The organism is Vibrio sp. HS-50-1 (genome assembly GCF_024747315.1).
GTDB classification, from domain to species: Bacteria; Pseudomonadota; Gammaproteobacteria; order Enterobacterales; family Vibrionaceae; genus Vibrio; species Vibrio diabolicus.
This window is the reverse complement of the sequence record NZ_JAMPZF010000004.1, coordinates 300,748-325,153: the sequence shown is the minus strand read 5'-3', so window position 1 is coordinate 325,153 and position 24,406 is coordinate 300,748. Positions and strand designations below refer to the sequence as shown.

Below are 24,406 nucleotides of genomic sequence, written 5' to 3'. Positions count from 1 at the left end.
TTGGTCTTTACTGCTGTACAATTGCAAGCATAAATCCTTCCAACGGAATTTGGCATGAAAAGAGAAAAAACGATTGAAAACCTTCTTGAGTTGGCGGAGCTGACTCAGCAGGTTCAAGCTGACCGTATTGAAATTGTTTTAGAAGAGCGAAGCGATAACTATTTCCCACCAATGTCTAAGGCGATGATGGAAACCCGTTCAGGTTTAACTCGTCGTAAGCTCGATGACGCGATTGGTAAGATGGAAGCGGCTGGCCATCAATTTACTAAAAATAACGCGAATCATTATTCAATTACGTTAGAAGAAGCACATATGCTTATGGATGCGGCTGAAGTGCCTAAATTTCATGAGCGTAAGAAGAATTCAGGTAACAAACCTTGGATTATTAACGTGCAGAACCAGAAGGGTGGTACAGGTAAATCAATGACAGCGGTCCATTTAGCGGCATGTTTAGCGCTAAATTTGGATAAACGCTACCGTATTTGTTTAATCGACTTAGACCCACAAGGCTCGCTACGTTTATTCCTCAACCCACAAATCAGCATGGCAGAGCATGACAATATCTATTCTGCTGTAGACATTATGTTGGGTAACGTGCCTGATGGTGTAGAAATTGACAGTGAATTTTTGCGTAAAAACGTATTGCTGCCAACGCAATACCCGAACTTAAAGTCGATTTCAGCGTTTCCAGAAGACGCAATGTTTAATGCTGAAGCATGGCAAACGCTATCTGAAGATCCATCACTCGATATCGTCCGTCTGCTAAAAGAGCAACTGATTGATAAAATTGCTGATGACTTCGATATCATCATGATTGATACCGGCCCACACGTTGACCCACTAGTATGGAATGCGATGTATGCATCAAATGCGTTGTTAATCCCTTGTGCGGCTAAGCGTCTGGACTGGGCTTCAACAGTAAACTTCTTCCAGCATTTGCCTACGGTATATGAAATGTTTCCGGAAGACTGGAATGGTCTTGAGTTTGTTCGCTTGATGCCAACCATGTTTGAGGACGACAATAAGAAGCAAGTTTCTGTTTTAACTGAAATGAACTATCTTCTAGGTGACCAAGTTATGATGGCTACTATCCCTCGTAGCCGTGCGTTTGAAACCTGTGCCGATACCTACAGCACAGTATTTGATCTGACAGTAAGCGATTTTGAAGGCGGTAAGAAGACGCTAGCCACCGCACAAGATGCTGTTCATAAAAGCGCACTGGAATTAGAGCGTGTGCTGCATTCTAATTGGCCGTCATTGAATCAGGGGTAATAAGTAAATGGCTTTGAAAACGTCTGAATTAAACGCGAAATTATTTGGCAAAACGAATAAACGTCGTGTTGTGACTCCACAAGAGGCGCAAACCGCGGCAAAAGAAAAAGCTCAAACGATTGAGCTAGCTGTCGCAGGTGAAAACATTGTTCAGTTTGAACTTGTTCGTATTCCTGCAGAGAAAGTCGCGACAGAAACAACGGTGTTTGTTGATAACGCTCGTGAGCAATCGTTCTTAAACGAGCATGCTTTATCTGATGTTTTAGTCACACTCAAAGAGCGTGGCCAACAATATCCAGCGGTGGGTCGTAGAACTAAAGATGGCAAGATTGAAGTTTTAGATGGTAGCCGTCGTCGCATGTCTTGTATCCTCGCGGAGCAAGATTTTTTGGTTTATGTTGCTGACAACATCAATACTGACCATGCAAAGTTTTTGTCTGATGTGGCAAATGCTCACAAGCCGCTCTCTTTGTACGAAAAAGGTAAAGAGATGCAGGCTAAACTAGATAGTGGTGAAGCTGAAGATCAGAAAGCATTGGCGAAAATGTTCCAGTGCAGTGAAGCTTTAGTAAGTGGCGCTTTAAAAGCGGCGGCATTACCGTTAGAACTGCTTCAAGCGTATCCCAATGTCGGCGATCTTGGTCGTCCAACTATTGTGAAACTGCACAAACAGTTTTCAACGTTGACGCCAGAGCAGCAGCAAGAGCTGTTAGATAAGTGTCGCTCTAGCGAAGGCTTTTTATGGCAGCGAAGCACAGCTCAAGGCGTTGCTCGTCTGACAAAAGAAGTCACGGAAAGCATCGAAAACTGGATTGCTGAGCTTGCACCAGCAAAACCTGGCAAGAAGACCGAAAAAGTCGACTTAGTAAAAGGTCGAGCAAGCTACAGCCGAAAAGGTAGCAGTCTGGCGTTGAACTTGAAGAAAGTTGACGACAGCTTGATGGAAGAGATTCTTGCCTTTGTGCAAAACAAGCTGCAATAACAAAAGATGATTGAATCAACCGCCCCCGGGCGGTTTTTTTATATCTGAGAAGCGTCAAATTAAAGATGTGATACCATTGCGTCAGTTCAACGTTGGATAGACAAAATGCAGACACAATCTGATTTCCTTTCATCACTTCAACAACAAGCTCACCAATCTTTCCAAAGATTCGGCATCGTCATTCAAGGCGAGTCTTCTTGGCAAGATGCATTGGTGTCAGAGTTCCATAAAACACAGATGTATCAACGTTGGTTTTGTGTCGGCGATTTTGGTTTGGAAAACGCATACAGTGTTTCGCCTAAACAAGGGCACATGTTGTTAGGCAGAGAGTGTGACGTTCTATTGTTTGACGCTCGAAATGGTTTTGACGCAAATAGCTTTACCGCCGCGCTTGGCACATTGGTTGGCGGTGGCCTTCTTATTATCATTACTGAGCCGCGACAAACTGCGAACTTTGCTCAGCAATGGATGCACAAACAATGGGAGAAGCTCGTTGTTATTGAGCAAGACAAACCATTGCCAACGGCTCCAGACATCAAGCAAGCAGAAAAAGAAAGCCACTACACGGAACAAGAACATGCCATTTCTCTAATTGAAAAGGTGGTGACAGGACATCGAAAGCGACCATTAATTTTGACCGCTGATCGTGGGCGCGGAAAAACAAGTGCCCTCGGCATTGCGTGTGCGAACTTATTACAGCAGAAGCCACTTAGAATCTTAATTACGGCACCATCTATAAAAGCTATTGAGCCTGTTTACCAACATGCTTTGCGGTTACTTCCTAATGCGCAGCGTATTAGGAAGGACAGATTAGAATCAGGGCAGGGAGCCATTCAATTCATTGCTCCTGACGAACTTCTATCGAGCCGACCTGAATGTGATTTGTTACTTGTCGATGAAGCGGCTGCAATTCCAGTTCCTATGCTCAAAAGCATTACCGAACATTATCATCGACTCGTTTTTTCTACGACTATTCACGGTTATGAAGGTTGTGGCCGGGGCTTTACGATTAAATTTGTTGATTGGCTTCAGAAACAGCGTTCGGGGATGAAAACATGGCACATGACACAGCCCATCCGCTGGAGCATGAATGATGCGCTCGAATCATGGCTCTATGACGCGTTTTTGTTGGATGCGGAGTTAACGCACCATCAACTTAACCAGGTCGACTCAATTTCCCTTTCTAAAGCCGATAAGGACGATTTGATATCGCAGCCTAGTTTGCTGCGCGAGGGCTTTGCTCTTTTGGTGAATGCTCATTATCAGACCTCGCCGAATGATTTGATTCACCTTTTGCAAGACGACAACAGTCAGCTCTATTTTGCTAAGCAAGATAATGTGGTTGTGGGGGTAATATTAGCGGTCGAAGAGGGTGGGCTTGACGCCGAATTGGTTGAAGAAATTCAGCTTGGTAAGCGTCGTCCTAAAGGACACTTAGCCCCAGTTACGATTGCAAACCACCTAGGATTTCCGAATGTCGCGAATCTATCGACGCTGCGAGTCATGAGAATTGCTGTTCATCCGGAATTGCAAGGAAGAGGCATCGGTCAAAAAATGCTGCAGCAACTTGATCAAATGGCGGCTAAACACATTGCTTACTTATCCACGAGTTTCGGTGCGACGGAAGAGTTGGTCCATTTCTGGCTACAATCGAACTTCCGTGCAATTCGTTTAGGGTCAATGCGCGATGCTGCTAGCGGTTGTTATTCAGTCTTGATGGTCAAACCTTGTGATTCCCAACAGACGGCTTGGGTCGACCAATCTCAGGCGCTATTTGAAGAAATGTTGTCTAACAATGTGGCTGACGTCTATCCAAAATTAGAAGCCTCTATTTTTCGGGCTCTATTACTGCAACCTTTGGGAATGAGTCCACTTCATCCCGCTAAGTTATTACTAATTGAATGCTATGCTGATGGTGGTAACAGTTATGAGTCCGTGTCTGCTTGGCTTCAGCAGTGGTTACTTAACTTAGGTTTGAACTCCGCTTCCGACTTGATGATCAGTAAGCTTTTTCTTAACCGTAGTTGGACTGAATGCGCTCTGCAATTTGGTTTACCTGGAAGAAGGCAAGTTGAGCAGCAGTTAAGGGACGAAGTAAGACACATTTGGAACGATTTACACTGTAAACACTAAAGGGAAATTTACACTGTAAATGAAATTATTAGGAGCTGATTTTACACTGTAAATCCAGCTCCTTTTTATTTCAGCGTGTATTTTGATTGAGCTTTAGGTTAAATCGAAATGCTTTCTTAATATCTGTTTAACCGTTATTGATGGATTACTTTCTTTAGTGACGTGAGCCCTATAATAAGAAATGCGAGGTTTGTTCAGAAAACGGATTTGGGTAGACTGAAAGTGTTGATGGGAAGCAAATTGGTAAGGGTATGTGGAAGCTGTGTCTTGAGTTATCTGAAGATAAGACCAAGGTGATAGCCCGTCTTCCGGGAGAAGTGGACCTCGGTGGTGAGCTAAATCAAAATGAATTAAACGAGCAGCTCGTCGCAATGAACGCTGAAAAGATGTTTGTTGTTGAGGGGGAAGTCGTGAGATTCATTAACTGCGCCAAAGAACGTAAAGCCGAGGCCTACGAAGGCATCGTCATTGCGGAAAAACGCAACGCGCAAGTTGAGGTTGAATTATCGAATAATGACATGCTCGCCAGTATGAACGTTGTCGGCGCGTACGGAGGCCGAGGTTTACGTGGCCCCGAGATTGTTCAAGCCCTTGCTCAAGCGCGAGTTTCGAAAGGCATCAACAAACTGGCTTTGAAGAAAGTGTTGGTTGTCAGCACTCAGCTCAAACCAGGCGAAACTTTTTCTCAACCTGTAGCGGTTGGTAAGCAACCTATCAAAGGCAAAGACGCTCTTTTTACTCCTCTCGTTAAAGACATCACCAAACGCATCCTCAAACCCAAAGACGGCCAATCTGCTAGCGACAAAATTGATTTACGTAACCTCGGTGAAACTATCGCGGTTGACGTAGGCGATGAGGTGATGCGCCGCACGCCTGCGACCAAAGGTACGCCAGGTTTTACTGTTCAAGGGCGAGTGATTCCTCCACAAGCTGGAAAAGACAGCCCAATGAAGCTAGGCAAGGGCACCGAGATAAGCAAGCGCGACCCAAACCTATTGATTGCATCGGTATCCGGTACGCCTCTGATTAAAGACAAAACCATTGAAGTTGATAACGCACTTTGCCTCAATAGCGTTGGCGTGAATACAGGTCACGTGAAATTTAAAGGGAATGTGATTATCGGTGGCAACATTGAATCCGGAATGATTGTTAAAGCTACGGGCTCTATTACTGTAGGCGGCTTCATTGAATCGGCTGACGTACAAGCGCAAGACGACATTCAAGTTGGTAAAGGGATCATTGGCCACACCGTGAGTGATGGCCAGCCAAAGAGTTGTCACGTCAAAGCCAAAGGTTCGATTCGCGCAAGCTACGCCCAATATTGTGATTTGCAAGCCGGAGAAGATATTGAATTGGCGGTGCACAGCATGAATAACGATATTGTTTGTGGGCGCAATCTGACGGTGCTGGATGCGAACGGTAGGAACGGCACGCTCAGCGGCGGAGATGCAAAAGTCGGTGACAAAGTGGTGTGCTTGCAATTGGGCGTAGAAGGCGACACCGCCACTAAGGTAGAAGCGTTCGCGCGCTATTCTGCATTTAAGGAGCGATTAGCAGAGCTAAAAGATCAATACAAACGCGCTCAAGAAGGCACGATGGATGTGATTCGCAAAGAGCTCGAATTTAAGAAACGTCCTAAAGCCGAACGTACCGACGAAGAACAAGCTCAGATTGATGTGATGAAAACACAAAACAACGAGCAGCTTGAAGCGATAAAGCAAAAGCTAGAACAAACGGAACATGACTTTGAAGTCGCGTTAGAAGAAAATATTGTCGAAGCCAAAGAGCGTGTCTTCACTCGCGTGACGGTGCAGTTTGGCGACGAACAAGTAACGACAAAGCGCACTCATGGCGGTTGTTCGTTCCGTTTCAATCAATACGAAATTAAAGTCTCGGCGAACTTGGAAGAAGAGGACGTCGCTGCGGTTTAAGCTTTCTTACTCACTGAGCCCACACGTCGCAACAAGATGTGTGGGCTTTTTTTATCTACAAATCGACAATGTGCTCTTGATAGTAGTCCGCAAGCGCACCAACTTGGCTGCTACACATTACTTTCATTGCTTGTTTAATGTGTTCTATTGGCCAGTTCCACCATTGGATATTGAGTAGAGTTTCAATCTCTTTATCGCTAAATCGTTGACGTACGACTTGGTTGTTTCCAACCACCACCGAATAAGGTTGCACGTCTTTCGTCACTACGGCGCGTGCTCCGATGACGGCTCCATCGCCGATGTTTACTCCGGGCATGATCATCGCCTCGCTGCCAATCCAAACATCGTTCCCCACCACCGTGTCTCCGGCACGCTCGAAGCCGTCTTGCACGCCTTCTCCAAATTCTTCAGGAGAGAAGGGGAATGTCGAAATCCAGTCAATGCGATGACCTTGATTTCCTGCCATCATAAAGGTGGCTCCAGAAGCGATGGAACAAAACTTGCCAATGATTAATTTGTCGATGCTACCGGGTTCTCTACTTTGCCATTCTTGAAGTGTGACGGGGTCACCCAACAAGTAGCGTACGGCTTGCTCTTCGAAGCTTTTTTGATGATAGAAGCCCGAGTAATAGCTGTAATCGCCAACGATGATATTGGGATTTGTGATGTGATCTTTAATGACTTGACCTTTTAACCACGTGTCGAAAACACTCATAACTCATCCTTTCAAATTTAGGTTGTACAGAGTTTAGATGCTTTCTATTATTTCCAGTAGTTTGATTTTAGAGATTCAGAATTACTGTATGGAAATAAAATGGCTCAGCTACGTACCACTTTACGTCGCTTTGTGCGAGGAGCGAAGTATTGCTGGCGCGGCAAAGCGCCTGAATTGTTCGAATGCGCATGTAAGTCGGCAACTTAAACAGCTTGAAGAGATATTGTCGGTGCAGCTTATTCAGCGAACTACGCGCCAGTTTAATTTGACCTACGATGGTTTGCGGTTTTATCAGCAGGTAAAGCAACTGCTCGAAGGCGCTGAGCAGATCAATGAGCAAGTCATGGCAAACGAGATCGTATCGGGAAAATTGAGAATAGCGGCGTCTGCTTCTTTCGGAGCCGCGTTACTCAGCCAAACATTGATCGAGTTTCGATTGCAACATCCACAAGTGAGCGTCGAAGTGATCTTTACAGAGACACCTCTCGACTTGATTGAAGCTGGGTTTGATATCGCATTCTACTTTACCGAGACTCCTCCAGAGGGATACGTCGGCCATCAGCTACGCACTTTACACTGTAAACCGATCGCTCATCGCTCGTATTTAGCTGATAAACCAAATGTAAGTACGCCAGAGAATCTTGGTGACTTAGAGCACATCCTTTATAAAAGTCGCGACTTGGTGTTAGATAAATGGACGTTTACGCATAAGCAAACTCAGCAGCAGTGCAGTATTGGGTTAGAAAGTACGCTGAGTTTTAATCTTGTCCGGTCCATGTTGGATGCTACTTTGGCTGGTTGTGGTGTTGCCATGTTAGATGAATTTGCGCTGGCCGAACTCGAACCTGCACAAAAAGAACAACTCGTGAGTTTGCTGCCAGATTGGCAAACGGATGCGATTTTGCCGCTTTATCTGCTTTACCCAAAACGTGAGCACTTACCAAGAAGAACGCGAGCGTTCATTGATCACTTTAGGAACATATATTCTGTCGGCGAATAGCGACAATAAACTTAGCAACAAAAGAGGAAGCAAAGGAATGCGAAAACACTGTCACCAGCTTCCCTGATGCAGGCGTGTTGGTCAAAACAGGTAACGAAGAAAACATATTACGAGGGTGAGCTTCTTCAAATCAGCATTAAAGGCAATAACTACTGACCGGACATAGAAGAAGCTCATGGATTCAGCTAACTGACATTAAATATCGTGCTTACAGCTCGTAACGCAGACCTAAGTGGTAGTAGCTTTCGTCTGCGTGCGCACCGCCAAACGAGACTTCTTGTCCATTGCTGTAGCCACGCGAGCCGTTACGATCAACGTAGTTTGTGTAGATAGAAGAACGAGGCGTCAGTTTGTATTGCACTTCTAGCGTTGTATCTTTCAGCTCTAGCTCGTCACCATCACTGTTTTCTAAAGAACGATAACCAGCACGCAGTGCCCATTTGTCATTTACACTGTAAACCGCCGTCAGTTCCATCACTTTGTCGGTACTGGTTTGTGAGTAATAGCCCTCTAGTTCATCTTCCGAGTACAACGCACCCAACATTAAATCACCTAAGTAGTAACGCGTACCTGCGCCCCAGAATGTGTATTCGGTGTCGTTGCTTTCACGTGCATCACCTTTATTTTTCTGCATCGCTAGCACTGGTGCCAAGGTGCCCAAATTTCCCATGTCTAGCGTATAACGCAGTGCAGTGTTGTAACCGTAGTCGAGCTCAGAAGTGTTGTTTCCTAAAATGTACGCGACAGAAAAATCGAAATTGCCTAGGCTGTTTTGGTATTGTAGCGTGCCATCTTGACGGAAAACTTGCGTCGCGGTTTTGTCGACTTTATTCGCTTGGCGCGCCATAGAAACATCGGAAGAGGCGAACACATCACCAATGTCGGTAAACATAATCAATCCAGATGCCACGCGACCACCTGTAATGCGACCATAATCTTTCGCATCAATCCCCGCCCATACATAACGCGCGGTCAGAGACGGTTTGTCGTTTACTTGGTTTGCGTATTCAGCTGCACCCACTTGGTATTGCGCTTGGCCGATGATCGACGCGTACTCGTTGATGGTTTGTGAACCGTTTAAACCAATACGGCCATCAAACTCGCCATTTGCATCGCCGTGCTCGTCATTTTTACTGGTGACATTGAAACCAAGACGAGAGTAAATATTTAAAACTGACCCATCTTCCGCTTGATACAGCTGCGCTGCCATTGCGTTTGATGCCATCAATGTAGGGAGAAGTAGAGTCAAAATGTGCTTTTTCATGATTAACGACCTTTCATTTCTATTGTTTTAGGTACGACAAAGCCCCTTCCGAGTAACGGAATAAGAAAAATTGTCGTGAAGTAGAGAGAGGGTGCGCCCTTGTTTGCCAAGGGCGCGAGCTAGTCCATTCCTATAGGGGAAGAATGATTTAGCTTAAATCGACGTCTTTGCAGCCAAAGAAGTAAGTCGCGAGGAAGCCGACGATGTAAGAGATAAGCAGGCCGGCAACAAACACCATCATGCCCGGGAAGATACCATTTTCAGATGTCATGAGAGGAATCGCCACGATACCGGACGGGCCAAATACCGTATTAAGACCAACTGGTAAGCCAAGGTAAGAAACTAAACCGATAAAGAAGCCGCCCGCAGTACCACCAATACAAGCGGTAACGAATGGTTTTACGCGTGGTAATGTCACGCCGTAAATCAATGGTTCGCCAATGCCTAGAAGACCCGGAATAATAGCGCCTTTAACTTGAGTGCGCAGTAGAGCGTCTTTTTTGGCTTTGAAATACAGCGCCATTGACGCGCCAACCTGACCGCCACCAGCCATCGCTAGGATAGGGAATAGCGAGTTAAAGCCCTGTGCTTCCATCAATGCGAAGTACACTGGAACAAAACCCTGGTGGATGCCAAATACCACAGAAATTAAGAACAAACCTGCCAAGATTGCAGCGCCTAATGGGTTATCGTTCAAGTTGAGGAACAACCAAGACATCCCTTTAAACAGCTCGCCGCCGATTGGCATGATGATCAAGAAGGTTACCGCACCCATGATCAACAGAGTGATAACGGACGTTAAGATCATGTCCAGATCATCTGGCATGTATTGACGAACCTTACGCTCGACTTGCGCACCGATGATCGCCGCCAAAAGTACGCCGATAATGTTGCCGCGCGGATCAATCGCAAAGCCGAAAAACTCGTTCATGCCAGAGTAAATACCGGATGTAGCCTCTGGGTTGTAACCCAGCACAAACAAAGAGGCGAGAATGGCACCATTAACACCAGAGCCGCCAAACGCTTGCTGCGCGTTGTAACCAATCAGAATACTTAGGAAAGCAAACAGACCCTTACCAAAGACTTTCATGTAGGCGATCAAATCCAACATAAACTGGCTTGGTGTCTGGTCGAGAACAAACATCTGTTCCAATAACGTCGCAAAACCTAGCAACAAACCAGCGGCAATAAAGCCAGGGATCAACGGCGTAAAGATGGTAGCAAACTTGCTTAAAAAACGCTGAACCGCACTGGTTTGCTTACTCTTCATCTGTTTTTTCTGCTCGGCCGCGACGGCAGAAAGATCTTGTTGCGGCATATCTGGTTCTTCACTGTAACCAGAAGTTAAGCTGTCGATCAATTGATTCATCATCTCTGCCGCTTGTTGAGCTTTTCCGGGACCGAGAATGATCTGAAATTGCTCATCGCTTTCCACCACACCCATTACGCCGGGAATTTGCTTGATAACAGACTGATCAGCCAAACCATTGTTGGCGAGCGATAAACGCAAACGCGTCATACAGTTACCACATTTGCTTACGTTGCTGCTGCCACCCACTGCGGACAGCAACTGCGATACTGTGTTTGAAGTTATTTTTGCCATAGGGTCTATCCTTCAGAACTCGGATTATTTAGTTATTATTTAGTGCTGCGCGAATAAAACCGTTGTGCGCGGCGAGGCGTGATTTGGCTTGTTCGGCATCCAAATCGGCCAAAATCATTAAGATGGCAGTTTTGCAGTGTCGATCGCAGGCATTTAATGCTCGCTCTGCTTCTTCTTTTGATGCACCAGTTGCTTCTACAACAATGTTGGTTTGGCGTTGGATGAGCTTGGCGTTGGTGGCCTCTACATCCACCATTAAGTTACCAAATACCTTACCGCTACGAATCATTGCGCCTGTCGTGAGCATGTTTAACACCAGTTTTTGTGCGGTGCCGGCTTTCATGCGAGAAGATCCAGTAACGACCTCTGCGCCAACAATCGGCAGAATCGCGATGTCGGCCGCTTTTGCCATGGCACATTCTGGATTACAGGCGATAGATGCGGTCGTCGCTCCAATGGATTTAGCGTACTCCAAACCACCTAGCACATAAGGCGTGCGGCCACTTGCAGCTATGCCTACAACCACGTCATGCTTGGTGAGGTGAAGCGCTTTTAAGTCGTCTTGACCCATTTTCACGTCGTCTTCTGCGTTTTCTACCGCTTTCAAAATCGCTTGGTGTCCACCTGCAATTAAGCCAATCACCATGTCTGGATGCGTGCCGTAGGTAGGAGGACACTCGCTCGCATCAAGAATGCCTAAGCGACCTGACGTACCAGCTCCCATGTAAATTAAACGGCCACTATTTGCAAAAGCTTGGGTAATTGCATCAACTGTCTCTGCAATTTGTGGTAGCACCGCTTTTACCGCTAGCGCGACCTTTTGATCCTCTTCATTAATGACTTGCAGCATCTCGATGGGCGAAAGCGTATCAATCTCTGCACTGGCTGGATTACGGCTTTCTGTCACCAATCGGCTTAAATCAATTTTCATGTTTTACACTCTTCGTAATGTTCAATCTGAGGGCGATTCTATGGAATAAAATATTCTGTTTTGGTGATAAAAATCACACTTGAGGTTATTCTTTGTGCAGGCGAAATTTGGAATAATGAGAGAAAATATACGTCTATTACATCCGGGATTAACTGTCTTGGTTAGAATAATCAGGGGGTTAAATCAAACGCCTATTATTTCTGTTTTGGAATAATTTATTTAAAATTTTTGAGGTTTTTGTTGTGTCAGTTATCAATAGGATAGTCGCGAGGCGTACTCAGCTTTCGCAAAGTGGTCGTTTGGTTGGCGATTGGATTGTTGAAAACGCAGAAAAGGCGGCGCTGCTCACTAGCCAAGAACTTGCGGCGCAAGTAAAAGTGAGTCAATCGAGCATTGTGAAATTTACTCAGCGTATCGGCTTTAAAGGTTACAGCGAGTTTAAATTAGCTCTGAATGAAGAGATTGGCCGTAAGCATGCGATGCAGTCGACACCGCTGCACAGTGATATTTTGGCTGACGACCCCATTGCGGTTATTTCACAGAAACTGGTGAAAGCGAAAACCGATGCTATGTTTCAAACCACCAATACGCTGTCTTACGAAGCGTGTCACCAAGCGGTGAAATGGTTGAGTGAAGCGCGTCGAGTGCAAGTGGTCGGGATTGGGGGCTCTGCACTGACCGCGAAGGATTTAAGCTTTAAACTGCTTAAACTTGGTATTACGGCGCTTTCTGAACAAGACAGCCACGTGCAGATTGCTGTTGCTCGTACCCTCTTTCCAGAAGATGTTCAGATCGCAATCTCGTTTTCGGGTGAGCGCAAAGAAATTCTCGTCGCGGCAGAAGCGGCAAAAGAGCAGGGCGCGAAGGTGATTGCGTTATCAGCGCCCGGAAGAAGTCGCTTGCGCGGCATTGCCGATATTACGTTTGATACCATCGCCAATGAAACGGAACATCGCAGCTCATCCATTGCTTCACGCACCGCGCAAAACGTGATCACCGATTTGCTGTTTATCATCTTGGTTCAGCAAAGAGACGACAGTGCACGTCAGTTGATCAGCGATATCAGTACCGACATCAAGCAGATCCTCACATGATCGCTTGTTCAACAGCGGACTAAAGATCCGGATCGTGCCTCAGCAAAGCAATAAAGGCGGACTGATGTTTTTCAATGGTGAGATCGGCAGAAATCGCAGGTAACTCCAACGTGATGCAAGGTAAATCACGTTCACTACACCAAGTGCCGAATGAGCCGGGTGTTTCGTAGTCGACATCGTCAACGATTGGCAGTTGAAACTGCTCGCCGAGCCATTTGGCAAGGTCGGAATGTTTGGGATCATCCACAAACGCAAGTGGTTCATGAAACGACACCACAAACTTTGGCTTGCGCAGTTCAATCAAGTTAATTAATGCGCTAACTTCTGGCTCTAGCTGGTTTTTAGTGCCAGTTTTCACCTGTACGTCTCGAACGGGTGTGTGAGAGCTCCATCGATACACTGTGCCATGCTCAGTCCAATTTTGGGTTGGAAACGCGCGATTGAGATCCACTTGGTTTGCATTTGCGCGTGTGCCTAGTTGGTTGCCGTCAGGATTCATTGACAGAATCACATCATGTCGTACGTTTTCAGCAGGCAAGCTTCTTAGCGCGCAGGACAAACCTGCAATCGAGGCCGTCTCATCCCCGTGAGTGCCTGCCAAAATCAAACCTCGCGAAGTACTTTCGACTTGAGCCGGAAAATACAGTAATGGCGCACCAAGCACGGATTGACCGTATGATGTTGGCCGAATTAAAAATGCCGCTCTTTCCGTTCTTGGAATTAGACTCACCGTAATCTCCTGATTGATGAAGTACTATCAATATCTAAGCTAATTACACCTAGCTAAACTGAACCGTTTAAACTCGTCAACGGTTGAAATGTTAATTGTGGCACTTGCTTCACAAGACGCGTTAGGAGAACGAAAAACGATATGGATTTTAAAAAACATTCAACGGCGTTGCTGATTTCCTCTTTATTCCCCCCTTTTCTTGCTACATCAGTTGCTGCGGAGACCTTACCTAAAGGCATTCAACTTGCCGCAGAACAGCATTTAGTACGTGCGAATGACGCAGAGGCGGCGACGCTTGACCCATCGAAAGCCGAAGGTCTGCCAGAAATGCATGTGATTCGTGACTTATTTGAAGGGCTTGTGATTCAAGATCGTGACGGAAACATCATTCCCGGTGTGGCAGAATCATGGGAAACCAAGGACAACCAAACTTTTACTTTTCACTTTCGCAAAGACGCGAAATGGTCGAATGGCGAGCCTGTGACGGCGGATGATTTTGTCTATTCACTGCGCCGAGCGGTAGATCCGAAAACCGCTTCTCCAAATGTTTGGTATCTCAAACTCACCAAGATCAAAAACATCACCGATGTAGCAGAGGGCAAAAAGCCTTTGGACGATCTCGGTATCAAGGCAGTGGATAAATACACCCTACGTTTTGAGTTGGACAGTCAAGTGCCGTACTTTGTTGCCATGACTGGGCACACGTCCATGATGCCAGTGCATCAAGCGACAGTGGAAAACCGCGACAAGCCGTGGAGCGATCCAGACCAATTTGTTAGTAACGGTGCATTCACATTGGATAAGTGGGTCGTGAATGAGCGCATTGAACTGGTTAAGAGTCCAAGTTACTGGGACAGCGCAGATACGCATCTAAACAGAGTGACTTACATTCCGTTTGAAAACCAAAACGCGTCTATCAATCGCTATGCGGCAGGAGAGCTGGATATCACGTCAGATGTGCCGACTCATATGGCGCAGAAGCTTAAACAAGATTACAAGCAGGCTTACACGGTGGTGCCATTATTGTGTACGTATTACTACGCGTTCAATACCACTCGTCCGCCATTTGATGATGTGCGAGTGCGTCAAGCGGTGTCGTACTCCATCATGCGCGATGTGATTACAAATGGTGTCACGCAAGTGGGCAACCTTCCTGCTTATACTTTTGCGCATCAGTACACCGCAGGGTTTGATGCGACGCCGCCTGAATACAGTAAGTGGAGTCAGCAACAACGTGACGAGAAAGCGCGTCAGTTGTTAAAAGAAGCGGGTTACAGCCAAGACAAGCCGCTCGATTTTAAATTGCTGTACAACACCAGTGAGGCAAACAAATCGATCGCGGTTGCGATAGCGTCGATGCTACAAAAAAATCTCGGTGCAAACGTGGAGTTAGAAAACCAAGAGTGGAAGTCGTACTTAGTGGCGCGTAAACAAGGCAATTTCGATGTGATGCGCGCTTCCTGGTGTGGTGATTACAATGAAGCGTCTACTTTCCTGAGCTTACTTCGCTCAGGTTCTTCGGGTAACTTTGCACGTTACAGCAGTGAAGCGTACGACAACGCGATGAACAGTGCATTGGCTGCAACCAATGAGAAAGCACGCCAAGGATTTTACGACCAAGCTGAACAGTTGCTGGCGGCAGATATGCCCATCGCGCCAATCTATTACTACATGCAAGCACGTTTGGTTCGCCCTACGGTTGGCGGTTTTGCCAAAAACAACGTAGAAGGGCGCATCTACTCGAAAGATCTCTACATCAAGAAGTAGCGCTCAAAACAAGCGATAAATACGAAGCCCCGAAGATGTGTCTTACGGGGCTTCTTTTTATTGTTAGCGAGCGGAGAGCTTGTCCACTAGCATTGCGATTCGTTTGCCAAGATACTCCGCCGTTGCAACATCAGAGGCATGCAACTGACCACCTTCACCACCTTGTGCAACAATACCACCTTGTACACCATAACGATTCAGGTTTTGCTCCCCAGAATTGCTGATCTTATCCAACCCGACCCACATCATGCCGTGTTGGTTAGCGAGCGTTTGTAGATATTGTAATGTGCAAGATTGGTCGCCATTCATTGCTCCACCACTGGTAAAGCCAGCCGCGATTTTGCCCGCCCATTTTTGGTAATACCAAGATTCACTGCTTGCATCGGCAAATGCTTTAAACTGCGCTGCTACACCGCCCATATAGGTCGGTGAGCCAAAGATAATCGCATCACACTCAGCAAGTTCATCCATTAGGTTAGGATTCACAAAACGTCCCTCAATAATCTCACTGCCTTCAATTCGGTGAGAGAGGATTTCACATTCACCTTGCTGCTTAATGCCTTGTTGTTCAACGCCTGCGGCAATCGCGCGAGCAAGCTGACCAGTAACGTCGGTTTTAGAGAAATAAATAATCGCAATTTTGGACACAATGGTTCCTTTTTCATTGTTGATTTTGAATCGTGCGACTAAGGCTAAAACCTAAAGCTAAGTTGAGGTCAAGAAGAGATTTGAAATGGCTTAAAGGATGGAAATTTTATTTTGATCTATCGGGCAGTTTTCATAGTGAAAGGAGAAGTTCGTGACTTTACGGCTGCCTCTTATGCTCAATAAGAGATAATATTTGTTCAAATAATACTGGAGATCAAGCTTTGAACATTTTGTCTAACGTGTTTTTCTCTATGCGACAGTTAATGGAAGAGCGAGGTCAATCAGATCCAGACTTGAATGCTCGATTGCTTTTCTCAATTTTGTTTGCAGTGAATTTGGTTGGTATAAAAGGCTTACTAGAGTTAGCTTTTGGTGGACTTCCTGCAATACATAGCAATATACAAGAGTACTATAAGGTTTACTTCGTTATATCTATTGGTCTGATTTTTATTTTTTGTCCTCGGATTGTTGGTGTCGACAGAAGGGTGAAGAAAGGCACTGGATTAGCTATATTCTATTTGGTTTTCTCAATTTTTTTTGCTCCCACAGCTTTGATATGTTTTAGATAAAAATAGCAGATAAACAGGTTGTTATAGCTAGGGTTATTCATGACGATTTTTTCTTTGCTTGCACCATCTCTATTTTTTGTATTTATTTAAGGTTCGTAAAGAAGAAGCTTACTTTGGTTAAAGTGGCGCTTTTGGTTTCGGCGATGTGTCATGTTTTTATCATGAAAGAATACAGTGGTGACCTTCAGCTTATACGTTTTGTCTCTTCACTGTTTTTCGCCATTAACTTTGGGTTATTTGTGACCACCAAGTGATACTAAAAAGCCGATGTAGATACATCGGCTTTTTAGTGGGTTATTTCTTTCTGCGAGTATAAATCCGAGATTTTGCTTTACTTGGCTCTGGCTTGTTTTTCGCCAGCTTTAGTACCGCTTTTTGCAAAATCTGGTTGTTTGGGTAAGTGATCAAGTTACCGTTATCGTGCTTAATTAACACGTGAAACATACTGATTTCTTGAATCTCGCCGCTGATGTCTTCGTCTTTGTCTACGACTTTAATGCGATCGCCCACTCGGTATGGGAAGACAAAAAAGATCAAAAAGCTGGCAGTGATGTTGCTCAGAATTGACCATTGCGCAATAAACGCCACACCCAATACGGCGAAAATGGACGATAGGAACAATGACACATCGCCATAGCCAATCCCGGTGATAATGGCAAAAACAGACGCGGTTAAAAATAAAAGCACGACGTTAAAACAACGCTGAATAAAACTCAGGCGGGCCTTTTTTACACCTTTTGAGGTCGCTAAGTTTAAAATGGCTCGATTGACGATTCTCTTCAGAATGCGATAAGCAATCAGGACAATAATGCCCATTAAGACTTTGTACCCGAGAGAGCCAGCGGTGAAATACTGGCTCACTTGATCTAGATGGATCCAATCATTCATTTCTTCAACTCGACGATATTAAGAAAACCGCTGTTATAGCTGATTTTCTGATGTAAGTAATCACAAATTTTCTCTCTCCATTTTTCGTCTCTCTACCTAGGAACTTCGCCCTAGAGCCTACGGAGAGTTGTAGAGTTTTATCAATAGTGTGAAGAGCTTTGCTTCTGTTTGCGCTCACCGCATATATTCAACCAAAGTTGATGCGGTTTTAAAGTGTTTAATGTTTGAGCTGTATCTCATATCCGGTATTGTATGAGGCTAGGAGCGTATAAACGTGCTGAATATGATTTTTGTCCTGATAACCTAAGACGTGTTGAGTGAAATGGCTTGCTAGGATATCTATCAAATGGAAGAAGATGAAAAGGCGATTATGATGTTGGTCGTGATTGTGGGGCTAGTGCTCGTTTGGATAGCGCTTGAAGAGCTTAACTATCTTGGATTCTCAATAAAATAAGCCCCGTTAAACATGAGTCAAACGGGGCCTTTCTCTTTTGTAAATGCTAATTTCGGTTAGCTAACCGCACGTACTTTGCCTTGCTTCAGGTCATTCAGCACTTGCGCTTTAGGACCATCAGCAATGATGCTGCCTTTCTCCATCACAATTACTCGATCAACGATGTCGAGCATCGACGTTTTATGCGTAATCAGTATCAATGTTTCGCTCGGTTTGAGCTGAGATAGCTGGTGCTTAATATGCATTTCAGAGCGGTTATCCATCGCGCTGGTCGGTTCATCCATGAGTAGGACGGGAGGACGGCCTAAAAATGCACGAGCGATCGTGACTGCTTGACGTTGACCACCAGAAAGCATCGCACCACCTTCACCTACTTGACGTTCTAAACCAGCTGGATCCGATTGTGTAAATGCGGTCACGCCTGCACGGTTTGCTGCATCAAGCACGTCTCGGTCATCGGTTAGTGGACGACCCAAGGTAATATTGTCGCGAATCGAACCGAAGAATAGATTCGAATCTTGAGGCACACAGCCGATGTTACGTCGAACATCAACGTGGTGAAGTTGTGCGATATCAGTATCATCGATACGTACGTGTCCCTCTGTTGGCTTATACAAGCCCATAATCAAGCGCTCTAACGTTGTCTTACCCGATCCTATCCGACCGATTATCGCGACTTTTTCTCCAGGATTTATCGTGAGAGAAATGTTACGTATAGAGGCGACAGGAGAGTCTGGGTAATGAAACGTTACGCGATCAATTTCAATCTTACCTTGGATGATTGGGCGATGGATGTAGCGTTTCCCTTCTTCTTGCTCGTCTGGCATTTCCATGACTTGATTGATAATCGTCATAGAAGACTTCGCCTGGTTGTAGCGCGTTGAGAGCAAAGACAACTGAACCAAAGGCCCTATGGCGCGACCACTCAACATGGTTGCGGCAATTAAGCCACCCATGGTGAGTTCGCCTTCTGCAATCAGATAAACACCGAGAATGATCATCCCAACGTTACTACTTTGCTGTACGAAGCCAGCCGCATTCTGGATGCTGTCGGTAATGCGGCGGCTTTTGATATTCCAGTTCGCCATGTGCGCCACCGCTTCTTCCCAACGGTATTGGAATTGGCTTTGCGCGCTGAGCATTTTTACGGTTTCTAGCCCCGCTAGACTCTCAATTAAGTTGGCGTATTTTTGCGATGCTAAGCGTGACCCTTCCTCTATAGAGCGACGCAGCGGTCCTTGTATCAGTAGCGAATGGACAATCAAAATGACCACTCCGACCATTGGAACATATACAAGATCGCCAGCCATTAGCCATATAATCACCAAGAACAGAATGGCAAAAGGCAGGTCAATTAGGGCACTGACGGTTGCAGACGTGAAGAATTCTCGAATAGATTCAAACTCTTGAAGATGGCGAGCGAATGCGCCGACCGAAGGCGGCTTGGACTCCATTCGGATGCCCATCACTTTGCTGAACAGCTTGGAGGAAATCAGAATGTCAGACTTCTTTCCTGCGACATCAATAAAGTAGTTTCTCAACGATTTGAGTATGAAATCGAATAGAAAGACAACAAAGATGCCGCTTGCCAATACCCATAAGGTTTCAAACGCGAGATTTGGTACCACTTTGTCGTACACCAAACGAGTGAACAGCGGGGCGGCAACGGCAAAGAGGTTGATGAGAAGTGAGGCTATTAAAACATCGCGGTAGATACGTTTTGACTGCCACAAGGTTGACCAAAACCAGTGACCTTCGTTGGTTTTGAGCACCTCGGGAGAGCGCTCATCGAAACGGAATTGCTTTTTAACTAAAAAGTAGCGACCAGTGTACTGCTCAAGTAGGTCTTCTAATGGAATGGAGATTGGCACCATTCCACTTTCTAAGGTGGTGACTTCGGCTTCGCGTGTCTCCGCGTTAATGCTGTTGAGAACGCATGAGTCACCGCCTTTAAGAACTAAGATTGCCGGCAGAATCAGGCTGGAGATGTTCTCCAGCTCTGCACGGTTTTCCTTGGCAACCAATCCGGCCCTTTCCGCTGCTCTTGGTAGCAAAAATGGAGTTAGCTTGCCGTCTGAAAGCGGAAGGCCATTGACCAGCGCTTCTGGCGAGTTAGCTAACCCATAGTAACGGCTAACGTAGATGAGCGAATTCAGTAAAGGGTCTTTCATCTGTGGTAAACCTTTTTATTCCTTGTCGACGATGAATCCTTGGAATACCTCAACAAAATGCTCGGTGAGAAAGTCCAACTGGATTTGAGTTTCAATACGCGACGCGATAGTCGTAATGCCTAGGTTATGAGCAGTACGAGAAATCGACGTTAGCGTGAATTTCTGTTTTTCGTCGTGTAAGTTGTGTGTGAATAGGTAATCGAGCTTCACATAGTTAGGGCGGAACTCTTGGATGTACTCCAATGACTGGAAGTTACGTCCATAGTTATCTACGCCAAACTCAGCCCCGGATTGGCGAATGGCATTACATAACAGCGCCGTGTGGTGAGGCTGATCAATAAAACACTCTTCTGGAATTTCAAAGTGTAGCTTAGAGGCCACTTTTGCGTGTTTTTCTAACATGCTGGTGGTCCAGCGAATGAACGATGGCTGAGACAAGCTGCTTTGCGCAATATTGATCGCGACAGGATCGGTTAGCTCGCCACTTTCTAGCATCTTAATCATCGACTCAATAACGTATTGGTCGAAAATATTGGTGGCGTCTAACTGCTCTAGTGCGAATAAATATTGGTTGGCACGGAACGTTTCGCCCTCTTTTTCGATGCTTGAGAACACTTCGTTATGGAACACTTTACCCCAAGTGTTCTTCGCTGCTTGGAAGCGGAATTTAACCCAATCGCTATGAATCGCTTCTTCAACCAGCGCTTTCCACTGCTGTTTACCCATTAAGTTAGAAGGTGTGTCACTGCCGATAAAGCCGTAAGCTTTGTCTGGTTGAGCTTTGGCTTTCGAGAGCGCATTATCCACCATAGATAAGATTTCAGAGCGCGTTTTTTGGTCTTTACTATGCGCAACACCTAAGGCTGCTTTTGGTTTGGCTAGGCCGGTTGGATCAGTGTTCAACCCGTTAACGCAGTTCACGATGCTGTCCGCCAAAATGCGTAGTTCGCTTTCATCCATGTGTGGGAAAAGCAGGCCAAACTCATCACTAGATAGGCGTGCAATGGTAGCTCCCGGCACATCAATGGTGTTTTTCAGACGTTGAGACAGCTCTTTTACGTGGGCATCGGCGCGTTGGTAGTCTTTTGTCTCGTAAATGTCACCAATGTATTCTGCATGGAGTAGCGCGATACCCCCTTGCGTTTGCTCTGCAAGCCATTGGTCTATTTGGTTGATGTAGAACGAGCGATTACCCAGTTTGGAGATAGGGTCGAGGTAAGCTTGAGCACGCAGTCGTTGTGCCTCTTTCGCTTGCTCTTTGAATGACAGCTCAATTTGAGCAGACATCATGTTAATGCCATCTACGACCGCGATCAGATCTTTAGTTCTTGGACGAGCAAGTGGTTCACCAAATTGGTTATTAGCGATTTCATGCATTTTCTTCACGATGGCCGCTAATGGTTTTAGTGAGCGACGGAGGATGTATGAAATCGCAATTAAACCAGCCAGGAAAATGACACTGAATGCAGATAACAAACCAATAAAGCCTTGCCAGAGCTGCTCGTAAGCTGCTCCTGGGTGGCTAATGATTTCCACTTCAGCAAGTTGCATCCAACCACTGGTTACTACGCGTTTATCGTGAATGGCTTTGAATAGATTCATGTCGATAAACCATTGTGGCACCATACTTGGTTTAACCGGGTAAGTGCGCACGATTTGGTAGTCAGAATCTAAAGCGGTAAGGCGAACAACCGAGTAGGTGCTGCCGTCAAACAGAGCATTAATCACGGATTCTACCGCGACTTTATCTTTGTCTTTAAGGTAAGGAGCCAATGCCAAACCTACGGTGTTAATGGTGTTGTTGACCTCTGAACGTTGCTGTTGTTCCAAGCTGTCTCGAGTCGTGTTGAATTGGATTACGAATACTGATGCCAACAAGAGTATAAAGACCGTAACCATTCCCACTACAAGCTTCTTATATAGGGTCATGTTTCTCACTCGTCATAGTTAATTTTAGGTTTATTTAACTGCAACTTACGTTCGCGCGAGCGTAAGTCATTCCAAAGGCTCAACCGTGATGCTTTCCCTGCCAGCTCTCCAGTGCTAGCAGAAGACTTCATCAACCACAGGTTTGTACCATTAAAACTGTATATCGGTAGCAAGTCGCTACGTTTAGAGGCTCGGACAATATCAGGGTTGATATTGTCGAGAATGAGCGGCTCAGAGCTTGGGGTTGGGTAGTAAGCTAATACCATGTGAAACTGATTCAGTTCGATGGCTTTTACGTAGATCAAACGCATCTTAGAATCTGGTATTCCTAGCTCGAGTAACGAGAAGTACTTGGCGATGGTGAAATCCTCACAATCCCCTGCATTACTCCCTAAAAATTCGAGTGGCGTAGCCCAATAATCTGTCTTTCCCCACAGTTTTATGTCGTCAACAAAATACAGCTGGTTAAAAAAGTCGTTGACGCCAGCGAGCTGTTCATGTGTCTCTAATTGTTTAAATAAGTCGAGGTTTTTTCGCCATGTATTTACGCGCAATCCCGCACGTTCGCCGTACACCGCTGTGACCGTATTGACCCATTGTTGTTCTTTACTGCTTAACGCACCAATTTGGAACGAAAAACAACTTAAACTGATTAATAATGTAACTTTACGCTTCAAATTGGATCGCATATTCGACTCATATCACAAGTATACTCTTCTAAAGGGTTCGTCAGTGAGAAACAAGTGCTTTTTATTTAATCACTTATCGCTCAATACTCGCCGTTGTGAGTACCTTGGTGTGATTTACTCCTTCAAGGCGTTCGTTTTGGCACTTAAAATCGGTTTAAGTAGATATTCCAAAACGGTTCGCTTCCCTGTGATGATATCGACCGATGCCGTCATTCCTGGAATGATTGGTAAATCTGCATCTTGACCAAAATTCGTTTTATCGGTGCGGACACGAACGATGTAAAAGCTATTTCCTTCTTCATCTTGGGTTGTATCTGCGCTGATGTGCTCCAACTCACCCTCTAAGCCGCCGTACTTAGTGAAGTCGTAAGCCGTAAACTTCACGATGGCGTGTAGGTCTGGGCGCAAAAATGCAATGTCTTTTGGCGCAATTTTCGCTTCTACTAATAACGTATCTTCAGTTGGTACAATTTCAACGATATCCATGCCTGGCTGGATAACACCCCCAACGGTGTTGATGTTCAGCGTTTTGATTTTGCCTGTTACTGGCGAGTTCACAACAGTTCGATTAACTCTATCTTCTAAACCCACTGCTGATTCAACCAAAGCAGATAACTGGTCTTGGGCGCTGTTGAGTTTCTCTTGCTGTTCAGAGCGGAATTTGAGCGCAACATCGATGCGATTAAGCATGGATTCTCGAATCGCTGACTTTAATACCGGGATTTTGAGCTCACTGGAAGTCATTTCGCGGCGGGTGTCGTTGACTTGGCGTTGTAATTTGAGTAATTCAATACGAGGTACAACACCTTCATCAGCCAACGGTTTGGTGATGTCTAATTCTTTCTTTGCATATTGATAGCTTTGACGTAAGTTCCTTACTCGCGCTTCAATCTCTACTAAGTCCTGCTGCTTTTGCTGAACTTGTTGGTCAATCACCGAAAGTTGGTTGCGTAAATTGTCTAAATCTTCGCGGTACTCTGCTTTCTGGCGCTGAGTGAGTTTCGGCTGAGTTTCTTCTAAAGTTGGTGGAAAGGTCAGTTTGCCATAATCGAGTACTACGCTTTGGCGCCAGTTTTCCGTTTCAAAATCACGCTTCACAGCAACACTGTTGATTGAAGCTGAGAGTTGCAGAACAGACGCAGTTAGGTTGGCAACTTGTTGTTCACGCTCACGAAAATCAGAGCGAAAGCGAGTGTCATCGATCAGAAGTAACTGCTGACCTTTTTCAACCAACTGACCTTCTTTGACTAAAATTTCTTTGACTAAGCCACCTTCTAAGTTTTGGACAACTTGAATCTGTGAAGAGGGAATGACTTTTCCCTGACCAACAGTGACCTGGTCGATTTCAGCCCAAGATGCCCAGCCTATTGCAGCAATAAAAAACAACACCATCACCCAGAGCATCAAACGTGCGCTGTTGGGGGTGTTGAGGAGCAATGCTGCAGTTTTGTCGTCAACAAAATCCAACTCTTCATTGTTGAGTTTGTTGTAGTTATCTCGGCTCATCACAGTCCCTGCTTATATAAATGCTGATTATCTTTTTGATCTTATTATTATTAACCGATCATGTCAGTATGCTCGGCGAATAAAAATATGAGACGAAGACCATTCTCTCTCCGAATGAGCGTTTTCAATG

19 protein-coding genes are annotated in these 24,406 nt (G+C 45.4%); 8 read left to right on the top strand and 11 right to left on the bottom strand.

All coding sequences use genetic code 11. The annotated features are described in order from the left end of the window. Positions 1-54 precede the first annotated feature (54 nt). The 4 genes from NDJ01_RS04580 (at position 55) to NDJ01_RS04565 (ending at position 6,318) form a co-directional block, all read left to right on the top strand. Complete coding sequence (locus NDJ01_RS04580) at positions 55-1,272, top strand: AAA family ATPase (protein WP_005374503.1); 1,218 nt, start codon at positions 55-57, stop codon at positions 1,270-1,272. 7 nt (positions 1,273-1,279) lie between these two features. After that, positions 1,280-2,254, top strand: a complete 975-nt coding sequence (locus tag NDJ01_RS04575; protein WP_006740903.1) for a ParB/RepB/Spo0J family partition protein — start codon at positions 1,280-1,282, stop codon at positions 2,252-2,254. A gap of 105 nt (positions 2,255-2,359) precedes the next feature. Continuing rightward, on the top strand, positions 2,360-4,387 hold the full coding sequence (locus NDJ01_RS04570) for a tRNA(Met) cytidine acetyltransferase TmcA (protein WP_258586337.1): 2,028 nt from the start codon (positions 2,360-2,362) through the stop codon (positions 4,385-4,387). Positions 4,388-4,638: 251 nt separating this feature from the next. Then, positions 4,639-6,318, top strand: coding sequence for a DUF342 domain-containing protein (locus NDJ01_RS04565; protein WP_258586336.1), 1,680 nt, complete (start codon positions 4,639-4,641; stop codon positions 6,316-6,318). 55 nt (positions 6,319-6,373) lie between these two features. Here the strand turns inward: NDJ01_RS04565 and catC are convergent, their stop codons facing one another. Beyond that, on the bottom strand, positions 6,374-7,033 hold the full coding sequence (gene catC, locus NDJ01_RS04560) for a type C chloramphenicol O-acetyltransferase (RefSeq protein ID WP_258586335.1): 660 nt from the start codon (positions 7,031-7,033) through the stop codon (positions 6,374-6,376). Positions 7,034-7,121: 88 nt separating this feature from the next. Between catC and NDJ01_RS04555 the strand changes: the two genes are divergently transcribed. After that, positions 7,122-8,033, top strand: coding sequence for a LysR family transcriptional regulator (locus tag NDJ01_RS04555; protein WP_258586334.1), 912 nt, complete (start codon positions 7,122-7,124; stop codon positions 8,031-8,033). A gap of 208 nt (positions 8,034-8,241) precedes the next feature. Here NDJ01_RS04555 and NDJ01_RS04550 read toward each other — a convergent pair whose 3' ends face one another. The 3 genes from NDJ01_RS04550 to murQ form a co-directional block, all read right to left on the bottom strand. Further along, positions 8,242-9,297 carry a porin gene (locus NDJ01_RS04550; protein ID WP_258586333.1) on the bottom strand — a complete coding sequence of 352 codons (1,056 nt, stop codon included), beginning with the start codon at positions 9,295-9,297 and terminating at the stop codon, positions 8,242-8,244. A 148-nt stretch (positions 9,298-9,445) separates the two neighbouring features. Then, the gene (murP, locus tag NDJ01_RS04545; protein ID WP_258586332.1) at positions 9,446-10,900 is read right to left on the bottom strand and encodes a PTS N-acetylmuramic acid transporter subunit IIBC; all 1,455 of its coding nucleotides are present in this window, start codon (positions 10,898-10,900) and stop codon (positions 9,446-9,448) included. Positions 10,901-10,928: 28 nt separating this feature from the next. Beyond that, positions 10,929-11,831 (bottom strand): N-acetylmuramic acid 6-phosphate etherase, encoded by a 903-nt coding sequence (gene murQ / locus NDJ01_RS04540; protein ID WP_258586331.1) that lies wholly within the window; start codon positions 11,829-11,831, stop codon positions 10,929-10,931. A 242-nt stretch (positions 11,832-12,073) separates the two neighbouring features. On the opposite strand from murQ, the gene NDJ01_RS04535 reads away from it, so the two are divergent. Continuing rightward, positions 12,074-12,925, top strand: a complete 852-nt coding sequence (locus tag NDJ01_RS04535) for an SIS domain-containing protein (RefSeq protein WP_258586330.1) — start codon at positions 12,074-12,076, stop codon at positions 12,923-12,925. Positions 12,926-12,944: 19 nt separating this feature from the next. Here the strand turns inward: NDJ01_RS04535 and mpaA are convergent, their stop codons facing one another. Beyond that, positions 12,945-13,655, bottom strand: coding sequence for a murein tripeptide amidase MpaA (gene mpaA / locus NDJ01_RS04530; protein WP_258586329.1), 711 nt, complete (start codon positions 13,653-13,655; stop codon positions 12,945-12,947). A gap of 141 nt (positions 13,656-13,796) precedes the next feature. Here mpaA and NDJ01_RS04525 point away from each other — a divergent pair, with 141 nt between their 5' ends. Beyond that, entirely contained in the window at positions 13,797-15,422 is a 1,626-nt protein-coding gene (locus NDJ01_RS04525) for an ABC transporter substrate-binding protein (RefSeq protein ID WP_258586328.1), read from the top strand. Between the two features lie 63 nt (positions 15,423-15,485). On the opposite strand, the gene NDJ01_RS04520 is transcribed toward NDJ01_RS04525, so the two are convergent. Further along, the gene (locus NDJ01_RS04520) at positions 15,486-16,070 is read right to left on the bottom strand and encodes a flavodoxin family protein (RefSeq protein WP_104973200.1); all 585 of its coding nucleotides are present in this window, start codon (positions 16,068-16,070) and stop codon (positions 15,486-15,488) included. 251 nt (positions 16,071-16,321) lie between these two features. Here NDJ01_RS04520 and NDJ01_RS04515 point away from each other — a divergent pair, with 251 nt between their 5' ends. Then, positions 16,322-16,639: a hypothetical protein gene (locus NDJ01_RS04515; protein ID WP_131813733.1), complete on the top strand. Its 318-nt coding sequence runs from the start codon at positions 16,322-16,324 to the stop codon at positions 16,637-16,639. 294 nt (positions 16,640-16,933) lie between these two features. Here NDJ01_RS04515 and NDJ01_RS04510 read toward each other — a convergent pair whose 3' ends face one another. From NDJ01_RS04510 to NDJ01_RS04490, 5 genes are all read right to left on the bottom strand, one after another. Next, the gene (locus NDJ01_RS04510; protein WP_012842403.1) at positions 16,934-17,527 is read right to left on the bottom strand and encodes a mechanosensitive ion channel family protein; all 594 of its coding nucleotides are present in this window, start codon (positions 17,525-17,527) and stop codon (positions 16,934-16,936) included. Positions 17,528-18,037: 510 nt separating this feature from the next. Next, the gene (locus tag NDJ01_RS04505) at positions 18,038-20,152 is read right to left on the bottom strand and encodes a type I secretion system permease/ATPase (protein WP_006740888.1); all 2,115 of its coding nucleotides are present in this window, start codon (positions 20,150-20,152) and stop codon (positions 18,038-18,040) included. Between the two features lie 15 nt (positions 20,153-20,167). Further along, positions 20,168-22,081, bottom strand: coding sequence for an EAL domain-containing protein (locus tag NDJ01_RS04500; RefSeq protein ID WP_104973196.1), 1,914 nt, complete (start codon positions 22,079-22,081; stop codon positions 20,168-20,170). Between the two features lie 5 nt (positions 22,082-22,086). After that, the gene (locus NDJ01_RS04495; RefSeq protein WP_005392134.1) at positions 22,087-22,770 is read right to left on the bottom strand and encodes a transglutaminase-like cysteine peptidase; all 684 of its coding nucleotides are present in this window, start codon (positions 22,768-22,770) and stop codon (positions 22,087-22,089) included. A gap of 114 nt (positions 22,771-22,884) precedes the next feature. Further along, positions 22,885-24,276, bottom strand: a complete 1,392-nt coding sequence (locus tag NDJ01_RS04490; RefSeq protein ID WP_124008170.1) for an HlyD family type I secretion periplasmic adaptor subunit — start codon at positions 24,274-24,276, stop codon at positions 22,885-22,887. Between the last annotated feature and the right edge of the window lie 130 nt (positions 24,277-24,406).